Here is a 17,289-nt window from a genome sequence, read left to right as displayed (position 1 = left end):
GCATGCACGTCCTCGTGGTGCACAACCGCTACTCCTCGGCGCAGCCGAGCGGGGAGAACAGGGTCGTCGACCAGGAAGTGGGGCTGCTGCGCGCGGCCGGCCACCGGGTCGAGGTGTTCGAGCGGCGCAGCGACGACATCGCCGGCCGGTCCCTCCCCGGGAAGGCCGCGGTGCCGCTCCTCGTACCGTGGAACCCGGCGGTCCGCGCGGAGCTCGCCGCCCGGCTGCGCACCGAGCGGCCGGACGTGGTGCACATCCACAACGTCTTCCCGCTCCTGTCCCCCGCGGTCCTCGCCGCCTGCGCCGACGCCGGCATACCCGCCGTCGCCACGCTGCACAACTACACCCAGGTCTGCCCGCCCGGCACGCTGCACCGGGACGGCCGGCCGTGCTTCGAATGCGTCGGGTCGGTGGCGTCGCTGCCCGCCGTCCGGCACGGCTGCTACCGGAACTCCCGCCTTGCGACGGTGCCGCTCGCGGTCAGTCTGACGGTCAACCGGCGGCGGTGGTGGTCCGGCGTGGAGCGGTTCTTCTGCATCTCGGCGGCGCAGCGCGACGTCCTGGTGCGGTCCGGCATGCCACCCGAGCGGCTGACGGTGAAGCACAACTTCGTACCCGACCCCGGCGCCTTCCGGGCGGGCGCCGGTGAGCAGCTGCTCTTTCTCGGCCGGCTCGCGGAGCCCAAAGGCGTGCGGCTGCTCATGGCCGCGTGGGACGACATCGCGGCGAGCGGCGGCGTGGGTGTGCCACTCGTGCTCGCCGGCGCGGGGCCACTGGAGCGAGAGGTGACCGCCTGGGCGGCGGGCCGGGACGACGTGCGCTACGTCGGCCTGCTCGACCTGGATCAGTGCAGGCAGGCCGTCGCGCGGTCGGTCGCCGTGGTGGCTCCCTCGATGGCCATGGAGACGTTCGGCCTGGTCGTCGCGGAGGCGATGGCGGCGGGGGTCCCGGCCGTCGCCGCCGGCCACGGTGCCTTCGTCGAACTCGTCGAGGACGGGGTGACCGGGCTGCTGCACCGGCCGGGCGAGCCCGCCTCGCTCGCGTCCTGCCTGCGCCGGATCACGGCCGACCCGGCCCGCAACCAGGAGATGGGGAAGGCGGCCCGGCGCCGTTACGAACAGCGCTTCAGCCCGGCCGTCGGGCTGGAGCGCCTGGTGGATGAGTACCGCACCGCGATCGCGGGTCGGACGGAATCAATGGGGGGCAGTACATGACACGATGCCGACTCTGCGGCTCGGCGAAGCTGGCGAGCGTCGTCGATCTCGGGGCGACGCCACCGTGCGAGAGTTTTCTCGCCGCGGACCAACTGGACCGGCCTGAGCCCGCGTACCCGCTGCACCTGCGGGTCTGCACCGACTGCTGGCTGGCGCAGATACCTCCGCTGATCACGCCGGAGGAGACGTTCGAGGAGTACGCGTACTTCTCCTCGTACTCGACCTCCTGGGTGGAGCACGCGCGCACGTTCGTCGCCGACGCGGCAGCGCGGGTGGGTCTCGGCCCCGACGCCTTCGTGGTCGAGGTGGCGAGCAACGACGGGTACCTGCTGAAGCACGTGGTGGACCGGGGGATCCGCTGCCTCGGCATCGAGCCGTCGGTGAACGTCGGCGCCGCGGCGCGGGACAAGGGTGTGCCCACGCTCACGGAGTTCCTGTCCCCGGACACCGGAGCGGCCGTCCGCGCCGAGCACGGCCCGGCGGACCTGGTCGTGGCCAACAACGTGTACGCGCACATCCCCGACGTGGTCGGGTTCACCCAGGGGCTGCGCGCCCTGGTCGCCGACGACGGCTGGGTCTCCATCGAGGTGCAGCACCTGCTGACCCTGATCGAGGAGAACCAGTACGACACGATCTACCACGAGCACTTCCAGTACTACACGGTCGCGTCCGCGATCCGGGCCCTCGCCAGCGGCGGACTCACGCTCGTGGACGTCGAGTTGCTGCCCACCCACGGCGGATCCATCCGGCTGTGGGCCAGGCCGGCCGAGGTGGCCGGTGAGCCGACGCAGCGCGTATCGGACGTGCTGGCCCGGGAGAAGGCCGCCGGGTTGCAGGAGCTGTCCGGGTACGCCGAGTTCTCCGCCCGGGTGGCCAAGGTGCGCCGGGATCTGCTGCGGTTCCTCATCACAGCGGCCGAGCGCGGCGAGACGGTCGTCGGCTACGGCGCCCCGGGCAAGGGCAACACCCTGCTCAACCACTGCGGCATCCGGCCCGACCTGCTCCCGTACACGGTCGACCGCAACCCCTACAAGCACGGCAGGTTCACCCCGGGCACCCGCATCCCGATCCTGCCGCCCGAGCAGATTGCCGCCGACAGGCCGGACTACGTCCTCGTCCTCCCGTGGAACCTGCGGGCCGAGCTGGTCGAGCAGCTGTCCTTCGTGCACGACTGGGGCGGCCGCCTTGTCTTTCCCATCCCGGAACTGAGCATTGTCGAGGTAAAGCGATGAAGGTCGTCCTGTTCTGCGGCGGTTACGGGATGCGGATGCGCAGCGGCGCCGCCGACGACGTGCCCAAGCCGATGGCGATGGTCGGCCCGAGACCGCTGATCTGGCACGTCATGCGCTACTACGCGCACTTCGGGCACACGGAGTTCATCCTGTGCCTCGGCTACGGGGCCCACCACATCAAGGACTTCTTCCTCAACTACGAGGAGACGACGTCCAACGACTTCGTCCTGCGGGGCGGGCGGACCGAGCTGCTGTCCACCGACATCTCGGACTGGACGATCACGTTCGCGCAGACCGGCATCGAGTCACCGATCGGGGAGCGGCTGCGCCGGGTGCGCCACCACCTCGACGGCGACGAGATGTTCCTCGCCAACTACGCCGACGTGCTCACCGACGCCCCGCTGCCGGAGATGATCGACCGGTTCGCCCGCCGCGACGCCGGTGCGTCGATGATGGTGGTGCCGCCGCAGTCCTCGTTCCACTGCGTGGAGCTGGGCGAGGACGGACTGGTGGGGGGCATCACCGCGGTGAGCGAACTGCCGCTGTGGGAGAACGGCGGATACTTCGTGCTCCGCCAGGAGGTCTTCGACCACATACCGGAGAACGGGGACCTGGTCGCCGACGGATGCGCCCAACTGGCCAAGCAGGGGCGGCTGGTGGCGCACCAGCACCGGGGCTTCTGGAAGCCGACCGACACCGTGAAGGAGCGGGCCGCGCTCGACGCCGCGTACGCCCGGGGCGACCGCCCATGGGCCGTGTGGGAACGGGACAACGCGGCGGTGAGCGCGTGATCCGGCTCGGGGCCGGACCCCTGGACCGGATCGTCGCGGTGGGTGCGCACTGCGACGACATCGCCATCGGCGCCGGTGGCACGCTGCTGACCCTGTGCCACGCGCGGCCGGGTCTCCGTGTCGACGCGCTGGTGCTCTCCGGCGGCGGCAGCGAGCGCGAGCAGGAGGAGCGGGCGGCGCTCGCCGCCTTCTGCCCGGGCGCCGACCTGCGGCTGACCGTGCTCAAGCTGCCGGACGGCCGGATGCCCGTGCACTGGGACGAGGCCAAGGCCGCGGTCGAGGAACTGCGCAGGCAGACCGAGCCGGACCTGATCCTGGCCCCGCGTACCGACGACGCCCACCAGGATCACCGCGGCCTGGCGCAGCTGATGCCCACCGCGTTCCGCGACCACCTCGTGCTCGGCTACGAGATCGTCAAGTGGGACGGCGATCTCGGCCGTCCGGCGGCGTACCAGCCGCTGTCGCCGGAGATCGCCGAAGAGAAGGTGCGGCTGTTGCAGGAGCACTACGCCTCGCAGCGGCACCGGCCCTGGTACGACCGGGAAGCCTTCCTCGGTCTCGCACGGATCCGCGGCATCGAATGCCACGCCCGCTACGCCGAGGCGTTCGCCGTCACCAAACTCACTCTCGACCTGGGGGATTGAACCTTGCGCGTACTGCTCACCGGACACCAGGGCTACCTGGGCACCGTGATGGCCCCGGTGCTCAACGCCGCCGGACACGAGGTCGTCGGTCTTGACGCCGGGCTGTTCGCCGGCTGTGTCCTCGGCCCGACACCCGCGGACCCGTCGGGGCACCGGGTGGACCTGCGCGACGTCACGGCCGAACACGTGGCAGGGGTGGACGCGGTGATCCACCTGGCCGCGCTGTCCAACGACCCGCTGGGTTCGCTGGCGCCGGAGCTCACCTACGACATCAACCACCACGCGTCCGTACGCCTCGCCCGACTGGCCCGGGACGCCGGAGTGCGGCGTTTCCTGTACGCGTCGACCTGCTCGGTGTACGGCGCCACCGGCGGCGACGACCTGGTGGCCGAGGACGCCCCGCTGCGGCCGGTGACGCCGTACGCGGAGTCCAAGGTGCGGGTGGAGGACGACCTGCACGCGCTGTCCGACGGCGACTTCAGCCCGGTGTACATGCGCAACGCCACCGCCTTCGGCTACTCCCCCAGGTTGCGCGCCGACATCGTGCTGAACAACCTGGTGGGCCACGCGCTCCTGTCCGGCGAGGTGCTGGTGCTCTCCGACGGCACCCCCTGGCGCCCGCTGGTGCACGCCGCCGACATCGCACGGGCCTTCACGGCCGCGCTGACCGCGCCGCGCGAGGCGGTGCACGACCGGGCGTTCAACATCGGCAGCGAGATCAACAACGTGACGGTCGCCGAGATCGCCGAGCAGGTCGCCGAGGCGGTGTCCGGCGCGAAGGTGAGGATCACCGGGGAGAACGGTGCCGATCCGCGGTCGTACCGCGTGGACTTCTCCCGGTTCCGCGCCGCGATACGCGGCTTCGACTGCGAGTGGACCGTGAAGCAGGGCGCGCTCGAACTCGCCGACGCCTACCGGAAGCACGGGCTGACCAAGGACGATTTCGAGCGACGTTTCACCCGCCTTGCCGTGCTGCGCGCGGCATCCGCCACCGGCGCCGTCGACGACACTCTGCGGTGGCGCCGGTGACCACGGTCGGCGAAGAGATGCACGCGCTGGTGGAGCGGTTGTACCCGCTGTGCCGGAGCATCACCGGCGACGGTGTGCGCGCCACCCTGGACATCGTCGGCGAGTACATCCCCCTACAGGTGCACGAGGTGCCGACCGGGACCCAGGTGCTCGACTGGACGGTGCCGCAGGAGTGGAACATCCGGGACGCGTACATCGCCGACGCCGCGGGCAACCGGATCGTCGACTTCGCCGCGTCCAGCCTGCATGTGCTCGGCTACAGCGTGCCGGTGTCGGCGACCATGCCGCTGTCCGAGCTGCGCGCGCACCTGCACACGCTTCCGGACCACCCGACCTGGGTGCCGTACCGCACCAGCTACTACAGGCCGGAATGGGGGTTCTGCCTGGCCCAGGAGACCCTGGACGCGATGCCGGACGGTGAGTACGAGGTCCGCATCGACTCCACCCTCGCCGATGGCCACCTCACCTACGCCGAGCACGTGGTCCCCGGGCAGGTCCCCGACGAGGTGATCGTCTCCTGCCACGTCTGCCACCCGTCGCTGGCCAACGACAACCTGGCCGGCATCGCGGTGGCGGCGTATCTGGCCCGGGCGCTGGCGGAGCGGACGCCGTACTACACGTACCGCTTCCTGTTCGCGCCCGGCACCATCGGGGCGATCACCTGGCTGGCCCGCAATGCGGAGCGGATCGACCGGGTCAAGCACGGCCTGGTGCTGGCCTGCGCGGGCGACCCGGGCCCGCTGACGTACAAGCGGAGCAGGCGCGGCGACGCGGAGATCGACCGGGTGATGCGGCACGTGCTGGCCGCGTCCGAACGCCCGCACCAGGTCAACGAGTTCACTCCGTACGGCTACGACGAGCGGCAATTCTGCTCGCCCGGATTCAACCTCGGCGTGGGCTCGCTCACCCGGACCCCGTACGCGGGCTACCCCGAGTACCACACGTCGGCGGACAACCTGGACTTCGTCTCCCCGGAGGCGATGGCGGACACCCTCGCCGTGTGCCGCGAGGCGTTCGCCGTGCTCGACCGCAACCGGAGCTACGTCAACCTCAGCCCCTACGGCGAACCGCAGCTGGGCCGACGCGGGCTGTACGACGCGCTCGGCGGCCGCAGCGACACCAAGCAGGCCCAGATGGCCATGCTCTGGGTGCTCAACCTGTCCGACGGTGAGCACAGTCTGCTGGACGTCACCGAGCAGTCCGGGCTGCCGTTCGACACCGTCGCCACCGCGGCCGACGCCTTGCACGGCGCAGGGTTGATCAAGGCATGACGCACCCGACCACCGAGGGGGAAAGGGCCACGAGACCGGGCGGTTCCGCCAAGCGGGCCCTCGTCGGCAGGCTGTCCTGGGGCCTGGCCGACCAGGCGGCCTCCAGCATGTCCAACTTCGTGGTGGGCCTCTACGTGGCCCGCTCGCTCGGGGTGACCGCGTTCGGCGTGTTCAGCCTGGCCTGGGTGACCTACGGCGTGGTCCTCAACATCTCCCGCGGCCTTGCCACCGACCCTCTCGTGGTGCGCTTCAGCGGCGTGTCCGACGCGTCCTGGCGCGGGGCCGTGGCCAGATCGACGGGGACCGCGCTCGGCGTCGGCGCGGCCATCGGCGCGGCGTGCCTGGTGACCGGGCTCACCGTCGGCGGTCGTCTGGGGCCCGCGTTCGTCGCCCTCGGTGTCATGCTGCCGGGACTGCTGCTCCAGGACGCCTGGCGGTTCTCGTTCTTCGCCGCGGGCACCGGACGCAAGGCGTTCCTCAACGACGTCGTCTGGGGCGTCGCGCTCGTGCCCGCCATGCTCGTGGCGGCCCGCGTGGGAACCGTCGCCGCGTTCGTGCTCGCCTGGGGCGCGTCCGCCACGGTGGCCGCCGCGTACGGCTACCTCCAGTCCGGCATCCGGCCCCGGGTGGCCAAGGCGCGCGGATGGCTGCGCGAACAGCGCGATCTCGGCTACCGGTACCTGGTCGAGAACACCTGCCTCAGCGGCGCGAGCCAACTGCGGGCCTACGGGCTCGGCGCCATCGTCGGGGTCGGCGCGGTGGGCGCGGTGCGGGGCGCCGAGCTCCTGCTCGGCCCGTTCCTCGCCGTTCTGATGGGGCTGTCCCTGGTCACCGTCCCGGAGGCGGCGCGGGTGCTGCGGCAGGCCCCGCACCGCCTCGGCCGGTTCTGCCTCCTCCTGGGCGGCGGACAGGCCGTCGGCGCGCTGCTGTGGGGCTCGGCCCTGCTCCTGATGCCGGACCGGCTCGGCGAGTTCGTGCTCGGCGACGTCTGGAGCTCCGCCTCGGAGCTCATCGTGCCGGTCACGCTCGGCGTCGCGGGCGCCGGCCTCGGCACCGGCGCTGCGGCCGGGCTGCGCGCGCTCGGCGCGGCCCGGCGCAGCCTGCGCAGCCAACTGATCGCCTCCGCCTGCTACGTCATCGGCGGGCTCGGCGGCGCTGCCGTGTCCGGCACGGTCGGCTCGGCCTGGGGCGTCGCCGCCGCGACCGTCTGCGGTTCGGCCGTGTGGTGGCTCCAACTGCGCTCCGCCCTGCGCGAGCGCCACCAGAACCCCATCCCCGAAGTGAGGACGTCATGACTGTCTCTGGCCGCACTCCCCGGCTGGGCATCGGCCTGCCCGTGTACAACGGCGAGGAGTACCTCGCCGAGTCGCTCGACGCCCTGCTCGGCCAGACCTACGAGGATTTCGAGCTGGTCATCTCCGACAACGCCTCGACCGACGGAACCCAGGACATCTGCCGCAAGTACGCCGCGCAGGACTCGCGTATCCGGTACATCCGGCTGTCCCGGAACATCGGCGCCGCGCCGAACCACAACTATGTGTTCACCCAGTGCCACGGCGAACTGTTCAAGTGGGCCTCGCACGACGACCTGTACGCCCGGGACCTGCTGCGGGCTTGCGTGGAGGCGCTGGACGAGCGGCCGGACGTGATCCTCGCGCACGCCGACCAGGCGGTCATCGACGGCGACGGCCAGGTGAAGGTCCCGTACGAGTACGGGCTCGCCACCGACTCGCCGCGCGCGCCCGAGCGCTTCCGCAGCATGCTGTTCGAGCCCGGCGGCGACGACTTCTACGGGGTGATGCGGGCCGACGTGCTGCGCCGGGTGAAGCCGCACGACAGCTACCACCACGCGGACCGCACCTTCGTCACCGAGATCGGCCTGCACGGGCCCTTCCACCAGGTGCCGGAGCTGCTGTACTTCCGCCGCGACCACCCCACCCGCGCCGAGCGGGCGAACCCGTCGAAGCGCTCCCGGTGCGTCAACCTCGACCCGCGCCGGGCGGGCCTGCTGCACCCGACGCCGCGGCTGCTCGCCGAGTACGTCTGGGGTTTCGTCGCGGCGATCCGGCGGGCTCCGTTGTCCGCGGCCGACCGGCGCGCGTGCTACCGCCACCTGGCCGCCTGGATGACCAGCCGGGCCCGGCCGGGTGCCGGCGAGCGGGTCGAGGACCGCGCCCCGATCGATCCGGCCAAGCTCACCGTCTCCGTCGACGCCCTCGTCGCCGGCCGTGAGGGGCGGCGGGCATGAAGTCCCCCACCCGGGTGGGGGTGTTCGGCCTGCTCGGCTCCGGCAACCTCGGCAACGACGGGTCGCTCGAGGCCGTGCTCGGCTACCTCCGCGCGGAGCACCCGGAGGCGGTCGTGGACGCGCTGTGCGGCGGACCCGAGACCGTCGCGACCCGGTACGGCATCCCCGCGACGCGGTTGCACTGGTACCGCGGGGAGTACCGGACCGCGTCACGTGCGGGCGCGATCGCGGCCAAGGGTCTGGGAAAACTCGTCGACGCCGTCCGCACCGCCGCCTGGGTGCGCCGGCACGACGTGGTGATCGTGCCCGGGATGGGCGTCCTGGAGGCCACGCTGCCGCTGCGGCCGTGGGGCTTCCCGTACTCGCTGTTCCTGCTCTGCGCGAGTGGCCGGCTGATCGGCACCCGGGTCGCGCTGGTCGGTGTCGGCGCCGCCCCGATCGGGGCCCGGCCGACCCGGGCCCTGGTGCGCTGGTCGGCGCGGCTCGCCGCCTACCGCTCGTACCGGGACACCCTGTCCCGCGACGCGATGCGGGCGATGGGCGTGGACACCGCGCGCGACGAGGTCTACCCGGACCTCGCGTTCGCCCTGCCGACGCCGTCGGCCGCCGGGTCCTCGGGCACGGTCTGCGTCGGCGTCATGGACTTCCACGGCGGCAACGACGACCGCGCCCGGGCCGAGGAGATCCACCGCCGCTACCTCGCCGGGACGACCGCCTTCGTGCGCGCACTGGCCGAGGACGGCCGCCCGGTCCGGCTGCTCACCGGCGACGCCTGCGACGCGCCGGTGGTCGCCGCGATCCTCGACGCGGTGGACTCGCCGCTGGTCACCGCCGCCGAGACGGCCTCCCTCGCCGACCTGATGAAGGAGACGGCTGCCGCCGACACCGTGGTGGCGACCCGCTACCACAATCTGGTCTGCGCCCTGAAGTCCGGGACTCCGACCCTCGCCGTGAGCTACGCGGCGAAGAGCGACGCGCTCATGGACCGGATGGGCCTCGGCGCGTACTGCCACCCGGCCCGCGAGGTCGACGCCGACCGACTCCTCGACCAGTTCCGGTCTTTGGAGAAACACGCGGCGGAGCTACGCCGGACCCTCACCGAACGCAACGAGGCCGCGACACGGCAACTCGCCCGCCAGTTCGCCACGTTGACCTCGACCCTGTTCCCGCCGACCGCCCCGCAGGAGACCCGATGAAAGCGACCGAAGTCCCGGAGATCTCCGGCGCGTACCTCTTCGAGCCGACCCCGTACGCCGATGAACGCGGCTTCTTCTGCCGCACCTTCGACGCCGAGGTGGTCCGCTCGGTGGGCCTCGACCCGGACGCCTTCGTCCAGGACAGCCTGTCCCGCTCGGTACGGGGCGTACTGCGCGGCCTGCACCTGCGCTCCGGCGCCGGCGAGGCCAAGCTGGTGCGGTGCTCGTACGGGAAGATCTTCGACGTCATCGTGGACCTGCGGACGGACTCGCCGACCTACCTGGGCCGGGCCTTCTTCGAGCTGTCCGGCGAGACGCAGACGACCCTGTACATCCCGGCGGGGTGCGCGCACGGCTTCCAGGCGCTGACCGAAACCGCCGACACCTCGTACCGGATCGACCGCCCGCACGATCCGGCGGAGGACGTGACGATCGCCTTCGACGACCCGGAGCTCGCCATTCCCTGGCCGCTGCCCGCCACATCGATGTCCCAGCGGGACCGGGAGGCGCCGAGCCTCGCCGACGTCCTGAAGCAGAAAGAGAGCTGAAGTCAGCGTGGACACCGAAGAGTTTTCACTGCCCCGGTCGCGGACGGCGAACGAGCGGCTGCACGCCCTGGTCCCCGGGGGCGCGCACACCTACGCCAAGGGCGACGACCAGTACCCCGAGAACCTGGCGCCGGTCATCGACCACGGCCGCGGTGCCCACGTATGGGACATCGACGGCAACCGCTACGTCGAGTACGGCTCCGGCCTGCGGTCGGTCAGCCTCGGCCACGCCCACCCACGCGTGATCGAGGCGGTGCGGCGGGAACTCGACCGCGGCAGCAACTTCGTCCGGCCGTCCATCGTGGAGGTCGAGGCCGCCGAACGCTTCCTGGCCACGGTGCCGACCGCCGAGATGGTGAAGTTCGCGAAGAACGGCTCCGACGCCACCACCGCCGCGGTGCGCCTCGCCCGCGCCGCCACCGGGCGCCCGCGGGTGGCCATCTGCGCCGACCATCCGTTCTTCTCCGTCGACGACTGGTTCATCGGCACCACACCGATGTCCGCCGGTATCCCGGAGGCGACCAACGAGCTCACCGTGACGTTCCCCTACGGGGACCTGGCCGCCACGGAGGAGCTGCTCACCCGGTACCAGGACGAGGTCGCCTGCCTGATCCTCGAACCCGCCGGCCACACCGAGCCTCCGCCCGGGTACCTCGCCGGCCTGCGCGAGCTGGCCGACCGGCACGGCTGCGTCCTGATCTTCGATGAGATGATCACCGGCTTCCGCTGGTCCGAGGCGGGCGCCCAGGGCCTGTACGGCGTCGTCCCCGACCTCTCCACGTTCGGCAAGGCGCTGGGCAACGGATTCGCCGTCTCCGCGCTGGCCGGGCGCCGCGATCTGATGGAGCTGGGAGGCTTGCGTCACTCAGGCGACCGGGTGTTCCTGCTGTCCACCACGCACGGTGCGGAAACGCACTCCCTGGCAGCCGCGATGGCCGTGCTCGCCACCTACGTCGAAGAGGGCATCACCGCACGGCTGCACGCCCTCGGCGAGCGGTTGGCCGCCGGTGTCCGCGACGCCGCGGCCGGCATGGGCGTCGGCGACCACATCGTCGTCCGGGGCCGGGCCAGCAACCTGGTCTTCGCCACCCTCGACGAGAACGGGCAGCCGTCGCAGCAGTACCGCACCCTGTTCCTGCGCCGGCTCCTCACGGGCGGGGTGCTGGCCCCGTCGTTCGTGGTGAGCAGCGCGCTCAGCGACGCCGACATCGACCACACCGTCGACGTGGTGGCCCAGGCGTGTGCGGTGTACCGGAAGGCACTGGACGCGGGTGACCCCACCCCCTGGCTGGCCGGACGACCGGTGAAGCCCGTATTCCGCCGCTTGGTGTGACGTAACGTCAGGAATGCTCCCGCCGACCGGCGTCGGCCGGCCGGTCGGCCAGCCGGTCAGCCGTCCGGTCGACCAGCCACGCGGTCGCCGGTACCACCGCCAGCGCGGTACACCAGCCACCGAGGACATCGGTCGGGTAGTGCGCGCCCAGGGCGACCTGCGCCCAGCCCATGGCGGCACCGGCGACCAGCGCCGCGGCGAGCACGAGCAACGTGCCGGCCGTCCTGCCGAGGCCGAGCCGGCCGGTCGCGACCAGCGCCACCACGAGGGCGAGCGCGGTGGCGAAGGCGGTGTGCCCGCTCGGGTAGGACAGGTTGCCGTCGCCGTGGATGGTGCGTCCCACCAGGTGCTTGAGCAGCGTCGCCGTCCCCACGGTCATGCCGGTGCCGACAACGACGAGCACCGCCGCGCGAAGCTGCCGCAGCAGCAGACAGCCCGCCACCGCGGCCACGACCAGCGCCGCGGCTCCGGCGGGCTCCCCCAGGAAATCCACGGCCAGAGCCACGCGCCGCCACGGTGGCTGAACACTGTCCGCCGTCGGTTCGACGAACCACGCGTCCACCGTGCCGGGCTCGCCGTCGTCGGCGTACAGGACCCCGAGCAGGACGACCACCAGCGCGGCGAGGGCCGCGATCGGCCCCAGCCACACGCGCGGCGATGGGGGCAGCACCGCAACAAGACGCTGACCGCGTTGGTGGTGGCGGTCAAGGCGATCCAACGTGAGCCCCCCTGTCTCCGACCCACCCTCGAACGAAGCGACAACGCCTGGCCGCCGTCAGGCTTGCGAAGAACCCGCAGCCCGTCAAGTCCGAACGGGACTTCAAGCGCTTCCCCGCACGCCGGACCGTGATCTATGCCATAGGCGCACTGCGAGAGTCTCGTCGCCAAAACAGCTGAAGTGTCCGGCTGACGCAGATTGCGACCACGGAACTCGCAAGTAGGACAGCTCGAAGTGACCGCACCGGCCGCGAGCTCCAGACATGCGTTTTCCTGTGAAGCTTCTGTGAGGAAACGGAATGCTAGCGTCCACATCGCCTTGAAGTTGAGAAGAAGGAGGGGACGTCTTGGCACACCTTGACCACTTCAGCGCCGGATGGCTTTCACCTGTCACCGCGTATGTGATGGCCTGCATCGGCGCCGCGCTCGGACTGCACTGCACCATGAAGGCACTGGTGTCGGACGGCCGCTCCCGGCACAACTGGCTGGTGACGGCATCGGTCGCGATCGGATCGGGCATCTGGACGATGCACTTCATCGCCATGCTCGGCTTCGGAGTCGAGGGGACCCCGATCCGCTACGACGTCCCGCTCACACTCCTCAGCCTGCTGGTGGCCGTGGCGGTCGTCGGGGCAGGCGTCTTCACCGTCGGCTACGGGCGGTCACGCGGGCGCTCGCTCCTCGTGGGTGGTCTGGGTACCGGCCTCGGCGTCGGTGCCATGCACTACCTCGGGATGGCGGCACTCCGGTTCCACGGCAGCGTCGGCTACGAGCTGCCGATCGTCGCCCTCTCGCTGGTCATCGCCGTCGTCGCGGCAACGGCCGCGCTGTGGGCCGCCGTTGTGGTGCGCGGCCCCGCGGGAGCGACACTCGCCTCCCTCGTCATGGGGCTCGCCGTGTCCAGCATGCACTACACCGGAATGGCCGCCGTGCGGATCGAACTCACCCCACAAGGGGGCGTGCTGGACGGTGCCACGGCCACGCAGTTCATCTTCCCTCTCGCGGTGGTCCTCGGTTCGTTCCTCTTCCTCGCGTCGGCCTTCGTGGCCCTGTCGCCCACGGAGCACGAGGCAGTCGAAAGCGCCGACGCCACCGCGGTCGCACCGCTCGACGACGCCGCGGCACCGGCCGGCTGAGCCCAGCCACCGCTTTGCCCCCGCCGCACTGCCGTCCCCCGCCTCCCCACCGCACACCCTCACCCCTGACAGCTCGAGGAATTGATGAGCACATTCCTGGTGCCACGTTCGATCCGGGCGAAGATCGTCTGCCTGCTGATGGTCCCCGCCGTCTCCCTGATGTCGCTGTGGGCCTTCGCCACCGTCACGACGGCGCGTAGCGTCTCGGAACTGAGCCAGTACAAAGAAGCCAACGCCTCCCTCCTGAACCCACTGGACTCGCTCGTCACCGCCGTGCAGTCCGAACGCTCCGCCGCGCTGCGACAACTCGCCGCACCCAGCCGGGAACGCGCCGACGACACGGTGGACAAGGAGAGGAACACCGACGCGGCGGCCGCCGCGCTCCGCAGCGGAATCCGGGCGAGCAGCCTGGACAGCGAGGCCGTGGGTGCGAACCCCGCGGACCGCGTGGACCAGCTGATGACCGGCGTCGACGGCCTCGGCGCCCTGCGCGAGCGGCTGCGCGGACGCGATGCCGGGTGGCAGGACACCTACGACGCCTACAACAGCACGATCGCCCGGGCCTTCGCCCTGAAAGGATCCCTGGCCGTCATGCCGGGCCCCGACACCGCCTCGGCGGCACGCGTCGTCCTCGAACTGGCGCATGCCCGGGAGATGATCGCCCGCGAGGACGCGCTGATGGGCGCCGCACAGGTGTCGGGCCATATCACCGGGGGCCAGTACGTGGAGTTCGTCGGCGCCGCCCACACCCAGCGGTACCTGCTCTCCGCTTCCGTGGACGATCTACGGGCCGCCGACGCGGCCCCGTACCGGAAGATCCTCACCGGGACCGCGATGCGGGACCTGCGGGGCATCGAGGACGCCATCTTCGAGGCAGGTAACCGCACACAAGATGGGCAAGCCGGTCAGGTCGCCGCGTCCGCCGGCTGGAGCACGCCCGCCGGAGACGTCCTCCAGCAGCTCGCACAGGCGCAGCGGCAGGCGAGCACGGGCGCCGCCGACAGCGCGGACCCCCTCTCGTTCGACGCCCTCGGCGGCTCGGGCGTCGCCGTGGTCCTCGGCCTCGTGGGGGTGGTGCTTTCGCTGGTGATCTCGGTCCGGATCGGCCGTGGCCTGATCGTCGAACTCACCGGCCTGCGCAACTCCGCGCTCACCCTGGCGGGCCGCGAACTGCCTCGCGCCATCGCGAGACTGCACGCCGGGAAGCCCGTCGACCTCGATGCCGTAGCGCCCGTGCGCCCCCAGCCCGACGACGAAGTGGGCCAGGTCGGCGCCTCGTTGGTCGCCGTCCACCGGGCCGCGGTCAAGGCAGCGGCCGATCGGGCCGAAGTCTTGCACGGCATCTCCGGCGTCTACGTGAACCTCGCGCGCCGCAACCAGATACTGGTACACCGCCAGCTCGCCCTGCTCGACACGATGGAACGCCGCAACGAGAACCCGGCCGAGCTGGAGGATCTGTTCCGGCTCGACCATCTCACCACCCGGATGCGTCGCCACTCGGAGAGCCTCATCATCCTCTCCGGTGCCATGCCGGGGCGGCGCTGGCGGCGCCCCGTACCGCTCATGGACATCGTCCGGGCAGCGGTGGCCGAGGTCGAGGACTACGATCGGGTGCTGGTCACGGACATCCCAGCGGTCCGGGTGCCGGGCGCAGCGGTAGCGGACCTCACGCACCTGCTTGCCGAACTCGTCGAGAACGCCACGGCGTTCTCGCCTCCGCCCACCAGGGTGCGCGTGTCCGCCGAGCGCGTCGGCGCGGGCATCGCGCTGGAGATCGAGGACCGCGGGCTCGGCATGGAGCAGTCCGCGCTCGCCGAGGCCAACCGGCGCATGACCGACACCGAACGCATCGACCTGCTCGACAGCGGCCAGCTCGGCCTGTTCGTGGTGAACCGGCTCGCGCACCGCCTGGACGTGCGGGTGGCCCTGCGATCGTCGGTGTACGGGGGCATCGTCGCCGTGGTCCTGCTGCCCGGCCAAGTGGCGGGCGAACCGATCGATGAGACAGGTGACGGTACGGAGGCGGGCGAAGCGGCCGCGGACGGCACGACCGCCGGTCTGCCCCGCCGGATCTCGGCCAGGCCGGGTGCCACCGCCTCGGCGAGGACGGCGGCCGCGGATACGGATCCGTATCCGGGCCACGTGGGTGCGGCGCCCGCTGCTTCCGTCCCGGTCCCGGCCGGGCCGCCGCGGGAGCCGGTACACCCCACGAACGCACACGTAACGGAGCCCCTGCCCCCCACGTCGCTTTCTGCTCCCGCCGAGCGGCCGTCGCCGGCCACCGGCGAAGAACCTCCGCCTCACGCGGCCCGGCCCGAACTGCCCCGTCGCATACGCCAGTCCGGTCCGGCGACCGAGCCGTCCGACGAGACCGAACCGTACGAGCAGACGCGGAAACCATCCGGGAGAACACCCGAGGAGGCCCGCGCCACCATGGCGTCCTTCCGGACGGGCTGGGCCCGTGGCCAGGCCGTCAGAACGGCGCCGCGCCCCCAGGGGGAGAGCGACCACGGCACAGAAGGCGAAGGAGAGAACCGATGACCCGCACCGCCCACCGCTCCAGTGAACTCGACTGGCTCCTGGAGGAACTCGTGGCTCATGTGCCGGAGATCAGACAGGCGGTCGTACTCTCCGGCGACGGGCTGCCAGTCGGCGTGTCGAAGGCCGTGTCCCGGGACGACGGAGAGCGGTTCGCCGCGATCGCCTCCGGCTTCCACAGCCTCGCCAAAGGCGCCGGACGCCACTTCAGGGCGGGCGGGGTCGTCCAGACACTGGTCGAGCTGGAGGACGGATTCCTGTTCGTCGTCGCCGCCGGCGAGGGCTCCTGCCTGGCGGTGTTCAGCGATGCCGACGCCGATGTCGGCCTGGTCGCGTACGAGATGGCCCGGCTCGTCAAGCGGGTCGGCGCGCACCTCGGCAGTCCGGCACGCGGCGAGGCCGGTGAGACCTCACGCCTCGATGACTGACTCCGATCAGCGCTGGTACGACGAAGCGGCGGGGCCCTTGGTACGGCTCTACGCCGTGACGACCGGGCGGGCGCACGTCGGCAGCGAGCAGCGACTCGACCTGATGACCGTCATCCACGCACTGCCGGATGCCGGTCACGACCCGGTGCTCTCGCCCGAGCAGGCGGCGATCCTCCACCTGTGCAGACCACGGCCGCACCCGGTGGCCGACATCGCGTCCGACTCCGGACTGCCACTGGCGGTCGTACGAGTGCTCCTCAGCGATCTGCTGGCGATGGGCCTGATCCGCGCCACGCCGCCCGTCCCGCCGGCCCGACTCCCCGACGCACGCATCCTCAGGAAGGTGATCGATGGACTCCGAGCGCTCTGACGCGCCAGCGCCCTTTCTCACCCTCAAGATCCTGGTGGCCGGGGGCTTCGGCGTCGGCAAGACCACGTTCGTCGGCACGGTCAGCGAGATCCGGCCGTTGAACACGGAGGAGCTCCTGACCGAGGCGGGCCGGATGGACGACAGCCTGGACGAGGTCACCGACAAGCGCACCACCACCGTGGCACTGGACTTCGGCCGGATCACCTTCGGCGACGACCTCGCGCTGTATCTCTTCGGCACTCCGGGCCAGGACCGGTTCTTGTTCCTGTGGGACGAGCTCGCCACCGGCGCTCTGGGCGCGGTGGTGCTCGCGGACACCCGGAGACTGCGGGACTCCTTCCCGGCCGTCGACTACTTCGAGCGGCGCCGACTGCCGTTCGTCGTCGCCGTCAACTGCTTCAACGGCGTCCGCGACTACAGCGCGGGTGAAGTGGCGACAGCACTCGACCTGGATGAGGAGACTCCGGTGGTGCTGTGCGACGCGCGGGACCGGGAGTCCGGGAAGGAGGTCCTGATCACCCTGGTCGAGCTGGCGGGCGAGGCCGCCACCGCTCCCGCCACCACAGAACCGGTGTGACGTGGGCCCGTGGGTGG

General features: G+C 71.5%; 17 protein-coding genes. 16 read left to right on the top strand and 1 reads right to left on the bottom strand.

Annotated elements, in window-relative coordinates; genetic code table 11:
- Window positions 1-2: 2 nt before the first annotated feature.
- The 11 genes from SSOG_RS37745 to SSOG_RS37695 are packed head-to-tail and all read left to right on the top strand — an operon-like array spanning window position 3 to window position 11,506.
- A complete protein-coding gene (locus SSOG_RS37745; RefSeq protein ID WP_039942362.1) occupies window positions 3-1,214 on the top strand; it encodes a glycosyltransferase in 1,212 nt (403 codons plus the stop codon).
- Window positions 1,211-2,446, top strand: a complete 1,236-nt coding sequence (locus tag SSOG_RS37740) for a class I SAM-dependent methyltransferase (protein ID WP_009719565.1) — start codon at window positions 1,211-1,213, stop codon at window positions 2,444-2,446. The genes SSOG_RS37745 and SSOG_RS37740 overlap by 4 nt, the downstream gene beginning before the upstream one ends.
- Entirely contained in the window at window positions 2,443-3,237 is a 795-nt protein-coding gene (locus tag SSOG_RS37735) for a glycosyltransferase family protein (RefSeq protein WP_009719564.1), read from the top strand. The genes SSOG_RS37740 and SSOG_RS37735 overlap by 4 nt, the downstream gene beginning before the upstream one ends.
- A complete protein-coding gene (locus SSOG_RS37730; protein ID WP_009719563.1) occupies window positions 3,234-3,881 on the top strand; it encodes a PIG-L deacetylase family protein in 648 nt (215 codons plus the stop codon). The genes SSOG_RS37735 and SSOG_RS37730 overlap by 4 nt, the downstream gene beginning before the upstream one ends.
- Before the next feature lie 3 nt (window positions 3,882-3,884).
- Window positions 3,885-4,910 carry an NAD-dependent epimerase/dehydratase family protein gene (locus SSOG_RS37725; RefSeq protein ID WP_009719562.1) on the top strand — a complete coding sequence of 342 codons (1,026 nt, stop codon included), beginning with the start codon at window positions 3,885-3,887 and terminating at the stop codon, window positions 4,908-4,910.
- Window positions 4,898-6,181 carry a DUF4910 domain-containing protein gene (locus SSOG_RS37720; RefSeq protein ID WP_009719561.1) on the top strand — a complete coding sequence of 428 codons (1,284 nt, stop codon included), beginning with the start codon at window positions 4,898-4,900 and terminating at the stop codon, window positions 6,179-6,181. The genes SSOG_RS37725 and SSOG_RS37720 overlap by 13 nt, the downstream gene beginning before the upstream one ends.
- Window positions 6,178-7,476, top strand: coding sequence for an MATE family efflux transporter (locus SSOG_RS37715; RefSeq protein WP_009719560.1), 1,299 nt, complete (start codon window positions 6,178-6,180; stop codon window positions 7,474-7,476). Before SSOG_RS37720 ends, SSOG_RS37715 begins: the two co-directional genes overlap by 4 nt.
- Window positions 7,473-8,429, top strand: a complete 957-nt coding sequence (locus SSOG_RS37710) for a glycosyltransferase family 2 protein (RefSeq protein WP_009719559.1) — start codon at window positions 7,473-7,475, stop codon at window positions 8,427-8,429. Before SSOG_RS37715 ends, SSOG_RS37710 begins: the two co-directional genes overlap by 4 nt.
- On the top strand, window positions 8,426-9,625 hold the full coding sequence (locus SSOG_RS37705; protein WP_009719558.1) for a polysaccharide pyruvyl transferase family protein: 1,200 nt from the start codon (window positions 8,426-8,428) through the stop codon (window positions 9,623-9,625). Before SSOG_RS37710 ends, SSOG_RS37705 begins: the two co-directional genes overlap by 4 nt.
- Entirely contained in the window at window positions 9,622-10,173 is a 552-nt protein-coding gene (locus tag SSOG_RS37700) for a dTDP-4-dehydrorhamnose 3,5-epimerase family protein (RefSeq protein ID WP_009719557.1), read from the top strand. Before SSOG_RS37705 ends, SSOG_RS37700 begins: the two co-directional genes overlap by 4 nt.
- Before the next feature lie 7 nt (window positions 10,174-10,180).
- Window positions 10,181-11,506: a glutamate-1-semialdehyde 2,1-aminomutase gene (locus tag SSOG_RS37695; RefSeq protein ID WP_009719556.1), complete on the top strand. Its 1,326-nt coding sequence runs from the start codon at window positions 10,181-10,183 to the stop codon at window positions 11,504-11,506.
- Window positions 11,507-11,513: 7 nt separating this feature from the next.
- On the opposite strand, the gene SSOG_RS37690 is transcribed toward SSOG_RS37695, so the two are convergent.
- Window positions 11,514-12,224, bottom strand: a complete 711-nt coding sequence (locus SSOG_RS37690) for a phosphatase PAP2 family protein (protein WP_009719555.1) — start codon at window positions 12,222-12,224, stop codon at window positions 11,514-11,516.
- A gap of 346 nt (window positions 12,225-12,570) precedes the next feature.
- Here SSOG_RS37690 and SSOG_RS37685 point away from each other — a divergent pair, with 346 nt between their 5' ends.
- From SSOG_RS37685 to SSOG_RS37665, 5 genes are all read left to right on the top strand, one after another.
- Window positions 12,571-13,359, top strand: a complete 789-nt coding sequence (locus SSOG_RS37685) for an MHYT domain-containing protein (protein WP_009719554.1) — start codon at window positions 12,571-12,573, stop codon at window positions 13,357-13,359.
- Between the two features lie 84 nt (window positions 13,360-13,443).
- Entirely contained in the window at window positions 13,444-15,900 is a 2,457-nt protein-coding gene (locus SSOG_RS37680; RefSeq protein ID WP_009719553.1) for a sensor histidine kinase, read from the top strand.
- On the top strand, window positions 15,897-16,325 hold the full coding sequence (locus tag SSOG_RS37675) for a roadblock/LC7 domain-containing protein (protein ID WP_009719552.1): 429 nt from the start codon (window positions 15,897-15,899) through the stop codon (window positions 16,323-16,325). Before SSOG_RS37680 ends, SSOG_RS37675 begins: the two co-directional genes overlap by 4 nt.
- The gene (locus SSOG_RS37670) at window positions 16,318-16,695 is read left to right on the top strand and encodes a DUF742 domain-containing protein (protein WP_009719551.1); all 378 of its coding nucleotides are present in this window, start codon (window positions 16,318-16,320) and stop codon (window positions 16,693-16,695) included. Before SSOG_RS37675 ends, SSOG_RS37670 begins: the two co-directional genes overlap by 8 nt.
- A complete protein-coding gene (locus SSOG_RS37665; RefSeq protein ID WP_009719550.1) occupies window positions 16,676-17,272 on the top strand; it encodes a GTP-binding protein in 597 nt (198 codons plus the stop codon). Before SSOG_RS37670 ends, SSOG_RS37665 begins: the two co-directional genes overlap by 20 nt.
- Window positions 17,273-17,289: the final 17 nt, after the last annotated feature.

Origin of the sequence: Streptomyces himastatinicus ATCC 53653, from assembly GCF_000158915.1 — a bacterium.
Classification (GTDB): Bacteria; Actinomycetota; Actinomycetes; order Streptomycetales; family Streptomycetaceae; genus Streptomyces; species Streptomyces himastatinicus.
The sequence above is the reverse complement of the archived record's forward strand: the minus strand, read 5'-3'. Positions and strand labels throughout refer to the sequence as shown.